The organism is Pseudomonas sp. PDM13, from assembly GCF_025685765.1.
Classification (GTDB): Bacteria; Pseudomonadota; Gammaproteobacteria; order Pseudomonadales; family Pseudomonadaceae; genus Metapseudomonas; species Metapseudomonas solani.
On the sequence record NZ_JAOTQU010000010.1, the window covers coordinates 135,413 to 144,761 of the forward strand.

General features: G+C 62.3%; 7 protein-coding genes and 1 pseudogene. 2 read left to right on the forward strand and 6 right to left on the reverse strand.

All coding sequences use genetic code 11. The features are described 5' to 3' along the window. Window positions 1-2 precede the first annotated feature (2 nt). From OEJ36_RS13055 to OEJ36_RS13080, 6 genes and pseudogenes are all read right to left on the reverse strand, one after another. Entirely contained in the window at window positions 3-731 is a 729-nt protein-coding gene (locus OEJ36_RS13055) for an energy transducer TonB (protein WP_184492168.1), read from the reverse strand. Between the two features lie 2 nt (window positions 732-733). Next, window positions 734-1,159 carry an ExbD/TolR family protein gene (locus tag OEJ36_RS13060; protein WP_021221719.1) on the reverse strand — a complete coding sequence of 142 codons (426 nt, stop codon included), beginning with the start codon at window positions 1,157-1,159 and terminating at the stop codon, window positions 734-736. A 10-nt stretch (window positions 1,160-1,169) separates the two neighbouring features. After that, window positions 1,170-3,029, reverse strand: coding sequence for a DUF2341 domain-containing protein (locus tag OEJ36_RS13065; RefSeq protein ID WP_263401844.1), 1,860 nt, complete (start codon window positions 3,027-3,029; stop codon window positions 1,170-1,172). A gap of 31 nt (window positions 3,030-3,060) precedes the next feature. After that, window positions 3,061-4,671 carry a ShlB/FhaC/HecB family hemolysin secretion/activation protein gene (locus OEJ36_RS13070; RefSeq protein ID WP_411861001.1) on the reverse strand — a complete coding sequence of 537 codons (1,611 nt, stop codon included), beginning with the start codon at window positions 4,669-4,671 and terminating at the stop codon, window positions 3,061-3,063. A 365-nt stretch (window positions 4,672-5,036) separates the two neighbouring features. Next, window positions 5,037-5,151: pseudogene (locus tag OEJ36_RS30635) on the reverse strand (transposase); the annotation flags it as partial. A gap of 935 nt (window positions 5,152-6,086) precedes the next feature. Further along, window positions 6,087-6,980, reverse strand: a complete 894-nt coding sequence (locus OEJ36_RS13080; protein WP_263401845.1) for a LysR family transcriptional regulator — start codon at window positions 6,978-6,980, stop codon at window positions 6,087-6,089. A 146-nt stretch (window positions 6,981-7,126) separates the two neighbouring features. Here OEJ36_RS13080 and OEJ36_RS13085 point away from each other — a divergent pair, with 146 nt between their 5' ends. Next, window positions 7,127-8,104: a hypothetical protein gene (locus OEJ36_RS13085; protein WP_263401846.1), complete on the forward strand. Its 978-nt coding sequence runs from the start codon at window positions 7,127-7,129 to the stop codon at window positions 8,102-8,104. Between the two features lie 126 nt (window positions 8,105-8,230). Next, the gene (locus OEJ36_RS13090) at window positions 8,231-9,007 is read left to right on the forward strand and encodes a sulfite exporter TauE/SafE family protein (RefSeq protein WP_263401847.1); all 777 of its coding nucleotides are present in this window, start codon (window positions 8,231-8,233) and stop codon (window positions 9,005-9,007) included. Window positions 9,008-9,349 lie beyond the last annotated feature (342 nt).

Below are 9,349 nucleotides of genomic sequence, written 5' to 3' on the forward strand. Positions count from 1 at the left end.
GCCTAGCTGGGCCGGCGTCCTTGCAATGAGAGGCGGACCGGCATCGACATCGAGGCCGGCGGGCGTTCCAGGGGTGGCGAGCCGCGCAGCGCAGCCAGCACCTTGGCGTCGAGTTCCGGGTCGCCGGTGGAGCGGGTCAGCTCCACGCGGGTGACCTGGCCGCTCTGGTTGATCCACACCTCCAGGTTCACGCGGAACGCCAGCGAACGCAGTTCGGGGCTGTCGCGCATCAGGCGCTGGAAGGCATAGGAGAGGAACTGGCTGTAGGTGCCGTTGCCCAGGCGCCCACTGCCGCTGCCAGCCATGCCGCCGCCCTTGCCGGCGCCGATGTTGAAGGCGTCGGAACCGGCCTGGGCGTCGCCATCCATCTGCATGGGGTTGGCCAGGTCATCGGCGGGTGTCGGCGGTGCTTCTTCCTCCGGCTTGACCTCTTCGGGCTCGGGCGTGGGCTCCGGCTCGACGATCTTTTCCTCCACCGGGGTTTCCGGCTCCGGCGGTTTTTCCTGAACCGGCGGTGGGGGCGGCGGCGGTGGCAGCGGGATGATCGCGGGGATCTTCGGCGCCTCGCGGCGTATGCCGCTCATGTCGTTGGCCCACTGCCAGAGCAGCCAGGCGAGGCCGGCGGCGACCAGCGCCCCCACGCCCCACACCAGCGGCCGGCGCCATTTCGGCTCGGCGCTGCGGACTTCGGCGAGCCCGCTGTCCGGGCCCTTGCTGGGAAAGGTGGTCATGGTCAGCCCTGGTTCGGTTTGCCGGTGACCAGCCCGACCTGGGAAAGCTCCAGGCGCCGCAGCAGGTCAAGCACTTCGATGACCTTCTGGTACTGCACCGTGGCGTCGCCGCGCACGATCACCGGGAAGTCGGGGTTCAGCGCCTTCTCGGTGCGCAGGCGGTCCTCCAGCTCCGGCAGGGTCACCGGGTAGGCGTCGAGGAACACCTGCCCGCCGTCGTTGACCGAGATGGCCTTGGTCTTCGGCTGCGCCAGGGAGATGGCCGCGCTGGCCTTGGGCAGGTTGATCTGGATGCCCGAGACCTGGGCGGTGGCGGTGAGGATGAACATCACCAGCACCACCATCAGCACGTCCACCAGGGGTGTGATGTTGATGCTGTCGACGGCGGCGTCTTCGTCGTCGTCATGGCTGCTGCTCAGGTTGGCCATGGTTGCGTCCTCAAGCGGTCAGCGGTGCGCTGCCGGCATGGAAACCCCGCCGGTGAGCCGCTTCGCTGAACTGGGATTCGCCATGCACTTCGGCCAGGCGGGTGACGAACTCGTCGACGAACACCCGCATGTCGGCGCTGACCTCACGGTTGCGCGTGGTCAGGCGGTTGTAGCCGAACAGCGCGGGGATGGCGACGAACAGGCCCATGGCGGTGGCCAGCAGCGCGGCGGCCATGCCGGGGGCGATGGCGTTGATGTTGACGTCGCCGGCCATGGCGGTGCCGAGGAACACCACCATGATGCCCAGCACCGTGCCCAGCAGGCCGATGTAGGGGCCGCCGGCGATGGCGTTGGACAGGGTGGAGAGGCGCGAGGACAGCTGCTGGTTCTCACGGGTGCGCACGCCGTCCATGGAGGCGCGGATGGCTTCGATGGTGGCGGCGGAAATGGAGGAGGTGTCGGCGCCCTGGTCGCGGCGGGTGCGGATCTCTTTCACCGCCACCTGGTACAGGCGCCAGAGCGAGGAATTCACCAGCCCCTCGTTGAGGGCGCGGTCGTCGGCGAGCATTTCCAGGCGGGTGCCGACGCGAGCGAACTGCTCGCGGAACAGCTCGTTGGCGCGGATCACGCGGGCCACGCTGCGGCTCTTGCGGATCATGATCACCCAGGACTGGATCATCATCAGGATCAGGACGGCGATGATCACCCAGGCGTCCACCGGCACCGCCTTGAGCAGGAAGCCGAGGCTGCCGAAACCGAAGCCGGACTGTTCTTCATCGACGCCGTAGACCACCAGGCGCGATTCGGCGCCCTGGGCGGTGGCGTCGGCGAGGATCAGCGCCGCCGGGCGCGCCACCTTGGACAGGCGCAGTTCGTCGATGGCGCCGGCGAAGGCACCGAAGGCGGCCGGGGCCGGGGTCTCGGCGGTGGCGCCTTCGACGGGTGCAGCCGGTGCGGCCTGGGTGTTCGGCAGGTCGGCGCCGATGGCGATCACCGAGGCGAAGGCCGGCAGCGACAGCGCCAGGCTGCCGGATTCGCGGCCATTCACGTACAGGCGCAGGGCGCTGCCATCGGCGCTCAGGGCCAGGTGCTGCCACTGCCCGGCGGCCAGGGCCTGGGTGGCCTGGGCGCGCTGGCCGTTGACCTCGACGAAGGGCAGGCCCTGGGCCAGGCCCAGCAGCAGCGTGTTGCCGCCGTCGCGACGGGCCAGCAGCAGCTGGTCGCCGGCGGACTGGTCGGCGCGCACCCAGGCGCTGAAGGTGAAGGCACCACCGGCCGGCAGGGCCAGGGACGGGCTGGCCGGCAGCATCAGCGGCTTACCATTGAGCTGGGCGGCGCGGCCGATCACCCCGTCGATGCTGCTGGCGGGCGGCGTCTGCCCGTGGTTGCCGTAGGCGGTGGTGTCACGGGGAGGCGCGCCGACGGCGCCGTCGAAGTGGTAGACCAGGCTGTAGTCGGGATCGAAGGTCAGCTGGCCATTGCCGGTGGCCGGGGCCTTGGCGTTGCCGTAGTACATCCAGATGTCCTGGCGCTGGCCGCCTTCCACCTGGGGCACGTCGACCCAGATCAGCGCCATGCCCATCAGCGGGTCGAAGCTTTCCACCTGGTGGTTGAGCACGGTCTTGTCATCGGCGGCGACGAAGCGGATGTCCGAGCCGTTCTCGTTGACCCCGTCGAAACTGAAGTTGCCGGTGTGCAGGCGCACCAGCAGCGGCGTGCGCCCGGCGGCCTGGTCGATGGCCGCGCCCTGGGGCGTGGTGTCGACGGAAATCTGCTTGCGGTAGAGCCAGTCGTCCTGCCACCAGGCACTGGCGATCGCCGGGTACATAAGCCCCAGGCTGATGAGCGCGGTGAAGATCAAGCGTTGCATGTGTGTCACTCCGGAGTCTGTGCCTGTGGGGTCAGAAATTCGCCTGCACGCTGAAGTGCACGCGCGGGTCTCGTTTTTTGGTGTTGGGGCCGTCTTTCAGCGGGTAGCCCCAGTCGAGGCTGCCGGAGAGCCACTCGCGCAGCGTGGCGCGGGTGCCCAGGCCGACGCTGGCGAGGCTGTAGCTGTCTTCCTGGTCGGGCAGCGGTTCCTGCAGGGAAAGCTGCGCGCCCTCGGCGAAGGCGTAGAAGCGCCAGTCCTCGACATGGCTGCCCAGGCCCTTGCCGAGGAAGCTGACCAGCGACGGCGTGCGCAGCTCCTGGGAGAGCAGCCAGCCGTCGTCGCCGGTGCGCTCGGCGGCCAGGTAGCCGCGCACGCTGGTGGCGCCGCCGGCGGAGAACTGCTCGTTGGAGACCAGCGGCCCGGAGGCCAGCTGGAAGCCCAGCTTGGAGGCCGACTGCCAGTCAGCGCCGAAACCGAAGGTGTAGGTGGCGTCGCCCTTGAACACGGCGAAACTGGGGTTGGCGCGGTAGCGCTTGTAGTCGAACTCCTCGGCGTCGCTGCCGTAGCCGAGGAACTCGCGGGTGCCGGCCACCAGCGACAGGCCGAGGCCCAGCTGCGAGGCCTCGGTGTAGCGGTAGCCGTTGTAGCCCAGGGTGATGGGGGCGTACTTGAGCGGCACCTTGTCTTCGGCACCGCCGAACTGCAGCGACTCCTCGAAATCCTTGAAATCCACGCCCACCGACAGCGAGTGGGCCCAGGGGCCTTCCGGTGGCAGGCCGTAGATCAGCGAGGCGCCGTAGGAGTGGCCCTTGCCCAGCACGTTGCTGCCGCCGATGGTGGCCACGTCGCTGTCGGACTGGTAGCCGGAGAACTGCAGCGTCCAGCGTTCGTCCAGGGGCGCGGCATAGGAGCCGGACCAGACCTCGGCGTTGTTGCGGTCCTCGGGGGCGGTGAAGTAGGTCAGCGAGGCGCTGTGGCCGCGCTGGAAGAGGTTGTTGTAGCCGAGGCTGACCACCGAGCGCAGCTTCTCGGTGTCGGCGCTGTAGTCGTTGTTCAGGCCGACGCTGGCCTGCCAGGGGTTCTTGTCCTCCACCTGCAGGTCCACGTCCATGGTCCCCGGGCGCTGGCCCTCGCGCACCAGTGGCACCACCTGGCGCCCGGGGTTGCGGTTGATCGCCGCCAGCTCGCCCTGGACCTTGGCGAAGTCGGGCACCTTGCCCTCCTCCAGTGCCGGCACGTCGTCGAGGATGGCCACCGGCGAGTAGTGCTTGGCACCGACCACGCGCACGCGGCCGACCTTGGTCTCGCTGACCTGCAGGTAGACCACGCCGCCTTCGACCTGCTGTTCCGGCAGCTCGACGAACACCGACTGGTAGCCCTTGCCCTGGTAGCGCTGCTGCAGGGCGTCGCGGGCGCCCTCGATGTCGGCGAGGCTGCGCTGCGGGCCGAGGAAGGGGTAGACCGCCTCCTCGATGTCGCGGGCCTCCAGCACCGTGTTGCCGCGCACCACGTATTCGTTGACGTCGACCAGGCGCGCCGGGGCGTCGGCGCTGGCCGCCGGCTGCGCCGCGCCCTCCTCCGCGAACACTGGCGCGGCGTGGATCGCCAGGGCCAGGCAGGCCGGCGCGAACGGCAGGCTCAGGGCCGCGGCGACGCCTCGTTGGTTGAATGACAGATGACCCACACAGCCCCCTCGTGAAATGGCGCCCGGCACCCCGGGCTGCCTTCCGTGCAGGCGTGGCCGCGCCGAACGCGCGCACCCCACCGCATCAGTGAACGTTTCGTTGTTGGTTCGCAGGCCGCCTCAGCGTTGCCTTGCGCCGGCCGCAGGCCGGGCCAGCCAGGTGTGCAGCTGGGCGAAGTTCAGCGAGAACTCCGGCATCTGCATCAACCCGCCGGAGAACACCTCGCCAATCACCCGCTCGATCAGGCGTACCGCCTGGGGGTTGTCCAGCACCACGCCGAGATCACGGACGAAGGTGGCGAAGCCCCAGACCCGCTGGTTCAGCTCGAGGCCGACGAACCAGCGGAACAGCAGGTTGTAATTGAGCTGCTCGTAGAGCTGCTTCTCGCTGGGCAGCGAATAGAGCAGTTGCAGCAGCAGCGCATGGAGCAAGGCCGGCAGCGGCACCTGCAGCTGCTGGGTGGCCGCCCAGCCCTGGAGTTCGGCCAGGGCCTTGCTCATCACCTCGTCGATCTGCGGTCGCAACAGGACCAGCGAATGGCCGGGCGGGATGTAGCTGGACACTTCCTTGAGGGCGCTCTGCCAGTCGTCCTGGGACACGATCCAGACCCAGGGTGCGCCGTAGCGATAGACCGAGACCGGCTTCTTGCGCGCCGCCTCGACAATCTTCGACAGCCGCTGGTCGAGCTCCTGCATCCCCACTTTCGAGTAACCGTCCATATTCCCCATCGCCCTTGTTCCAGTGGCCTCGGCACGCCCGCAAACCGCGGGCGAAAGTCGTCGCCATCCCTGGCGACTTGCTCCCTCTCGGCGATATCCCTCGCCGTTGACGCTCCGTACATCACCTTGACCGGGGCCGGATGGCACCACCGAACTTTTGTCATCGAATCTTCATGAACGGAGATCGACGGAAAGGGTCTTTCTGGGTGAAAAGCGTCTGGAATGGGCATTACAGGGTGCCCATGCCCGTCTCCGTCCGGTGGATGCAAAGAGCGGCATCCACCCTACGCACGGCCCAACACCGTGCCCACAAAGACACTCCTGTAGGGGCGAATTCATTCGCCAAGGACCGCGCAGCGGTCCCCTGTGCCTAGGTGCCTCGCGAAATGGATGATGCATATCGGACGTAGCTCGGTGTTTCCAGCGAGCACCCGGTGCGCGCAGCACACCCTACGTCCGAAGTGAGCGGCGGCTGCATGCTCCGAGGTCCGGCTGCGCCCCCCCTGCAGCAACGGCTCTCCTGAAATGAAGAAGCCCGGCTGATGCCGGGCCTCTTCTGGTCACGCTATTGGTGAGCGGGTGATCTGATCGTCTTCGATCGGTTTGCTGCGTTCAAAATCAGCGAAGGCCGAGGTCGGTGGGAAATACCGGGCTCATTCAGACCGCTCCTGGAATGTACTGATGTTTCTGAACTCATCCGTTATCAACTCTGCAAAGGCATCCCGTGCTCGATGCAATCCAATATTCTTGTTCCAGATGAAGTAGTTCTGTATTGGCGTCAGGTCGTCGAAGGCATAGCCTTTTATATTGCCAATCTTCTTGTATTGCTCGAACACCCCAGATGGAACCAGAGAAACCCCGGCGCCTGCACTGACGCAGCCAAGAATAGTTCCATAGCTCGCGATGCTGGTTATAGGTGTTGATACCTGTGCGGCCTTTAGCCAACGTTCAAGGGCGTGGCGATAAGGGCAGCCTACAGGCCACATGAAAATATTCAGGTTGTTGACGTCATCAGCAGAAGTGATTTCGCCTATGGATTCTGATGCGATCAGTATCAAGGGCTCTTTGTATATTTCCAGCTGGGCAATGTCAGCGTGATCGCTCTTTACGGCGATGATTGCGCCATCCAACTTGTGCCCGACAATCTCGGCCACCAATTGCGACCACGTGCCGGTACTGAACTGCATGTGCACACTCGGGTAGTGCACATGGTAACGAGACAGTAGAGCAGGTAGGCGGCCAGTCGCGGCTGATTCGATAGCGCCTATCTTGAGCACCCCGGCTGGAGTCGCCTCAGGATCAAGCGCTCTTTTCGCCTCCTGGCAAGTATCGAGAATCTTGTTCACGTAACCGAGAAGCAACTCACCGGAAGGGCTTATGATCAGCCCCCGGCCTTTACGTATAAAAAGACTCACTCCAAGTTCCTGCTCCAACAGTTTTATCCTGTTGGTAATGTTGGAGGGGACGCAATGCAATATCTTGGAGGCTTTGACAATACTTCCCTGCTCTGCAGTCACTTTAAACATTTTGAGTTGCGACAATTCCATTGCTGCACCGACGATTCATTCAAAGTGAATAGTGGCGTGATTATAAATTACTTGTTTGGCGCGTACAAGTGACCTAGCTTCGTGCCCGCCCTTAACTTGAAGCGACAACACGTCCGCTCACACACTTTATGGAAGAAGGTTAAGCAATGAATTCTATTGTTATGGAAAGCAATATAGTTGTGCCCCAGCACCAACTATCCATGCAGCAATTTGGTGAGGCTTTTATTGAAGATCTTCCCAAGCACTTTGCAGCCTTGAAGATACCTGGCCGAGTGATTTGCGGCGATCAGCGCAAAGCTGCAATTCCTGCACACGTGGATCAGGTGCCCGCTATCCAGTTGGCGATGCATGAAGTGCTATGCCATGAAACAACTCAAGCGTCGCAGGAGTGGACAGAGAAGAGCTTCAATGCGTTTCTAGAGAAAGCGCTTGTCGATGAAGGTGTGCTGAAATTCTTCAATGGCTGGAATGAAACCCATAAGACCACAAGCCTGGTTTCAGCAAAAATAATCATGCGACTGGCTGCTGACGCAGGCGCGATCCCTGCTCACCAGCAATCCCTGTACAACAATGTCATGGCGCATATGCATGAAGTGGCCAAGGATGACTTCGGTCTCGGCCATGAAGGCCACGATGGCATGTACGGATACATGACGTCCGCGTTCGGCGCTTCGCGCTGGGTCGAAAATCAATATGTCGTACCCGGGTGCAATGAGTTCTCAGGCTTCCTCTACAGAGTAGGCATCGCAGAAAATAAATCGCCTTTGAATTCCCATGAATACAAACGTTCCATGTTGGAGGCCATGATGACCTCGGTGGCGTCAGAGCTCTGGAATGGTCGCGAATACAACTATATTGCGCAACATATCGAGGAGAAGCTAAACGCCGTCAATCCAGATCTTCGCGCTGACGTGAAGGCGCTTCGGAATGCCAAGGGTTATGTCATGGGGCATTCAGGAGAGGTGGAGAACAGGCATGGATTGCATGCGTTGGCCGCCGCTCAGGCCTATTGCCGATTCGCCGATCTGGAATTTGATATTCATCGCTTGAAAGAAATCATGATCGATTATAACGGCCGTGTTGGAAAGGCATTCCGTAGTTTGCACGAGGCGTTAACTGCTTGATCGTGTTTTAAAACTGCTTGCCGCTGGTGCGATGCGACTGCGCATCAGCGGTTTCGCTCATCTGATCTCTGCATGGATACGGCTTCGGGAGATGATGTGAACAGTGGAAGGTGAAGAGATGTTCTCATGACCGTTGAATACACCCTCGTCGCATTGGGTTTTTTTGCATTCTGCGGCGGTTTAATCGATGCAGCAGTTGGAGGTGGGGGGCTTGTTCAGGTGCCTGCCCTGCTTCATGCGCTCCCTCAGCAAAGCCTGGCGACGGTCTTCGGAACCAATAAGCTGGCCGTGCTGCTAGGTAATTGCTTTTCCATATCCCGCTATTTGAGGCGCATACATATTGCTTGGAAATTAATTCTTCCAACCATGATCGCTGCCTTTATTTTCTCTTTTCTAGGTGCTTTCTCTGTTTCATTGATACCTAAAGAGGCAATGGAGTACGTAGTCTTCGTGGTGTTGATAGTGATGGCTGTCTATACCTTTGCCAAGAAGGACTTAGGCCGAGTTCATCGATCTGTCGAACATGGGCCAAAAGAGATTGTGCTGGGCGTTTTCTTTGGCGCATTATTGGGATTCTATGACGGCGTATTTGGCCCTGGCAGCGGGAGTCTTTTGCTGTTTGTTTTTGTAAAGTACTTCGGCTTCGATTTTCTTAATGCGTCGGCTTCAGCCAAGCTCGTTAACTTGGGCACTTTCAGTGCTGCGCTATTCTTCTTCGTACCCTCAGGTAATGTGCTCTGGCTTATCGGTGGCATGGTGAGCCTGTGCAATATCGCCGGCGCCCTCACCGGCGTGTTCTTAGCACTTCGTTATGGAAGTGGGTTCATTCGGATTTTCTTCCTGATTCTATTGGTGTTCCTGATAGGGCGCATGGGGTTCTCAATTTTCATTGAGGCCCCGTGACATAGACTCCCCCGTTCACGCAGCTCGCTACTGGCGATAGCCGTAACCCCCTCCCCTCACTTATGGCGCCGGGAACTTCGCTCAAGCTCTTTCCCGCCCGCCCATGTAGGGCAGCAGAGACTAGCCAAGGCACCCTTGTAGGGGCGAATTCATTCGCCAAGGACCGCGCAGCGGTCCCCTGAGCCGCACTTAAATCCTCGCCAACCTCGAGCGTACGGCGCTCCGCTTCAGCCCACCGCTCTTGGTGTGTTTCGAGGCCCAACTGCGTGCCCCCACTCCCCCAACAAAAAAAGAGCGGCAGTCGCCTGCCGCCCTCGGGAAAGGGATACCGCCCCGCAGGGC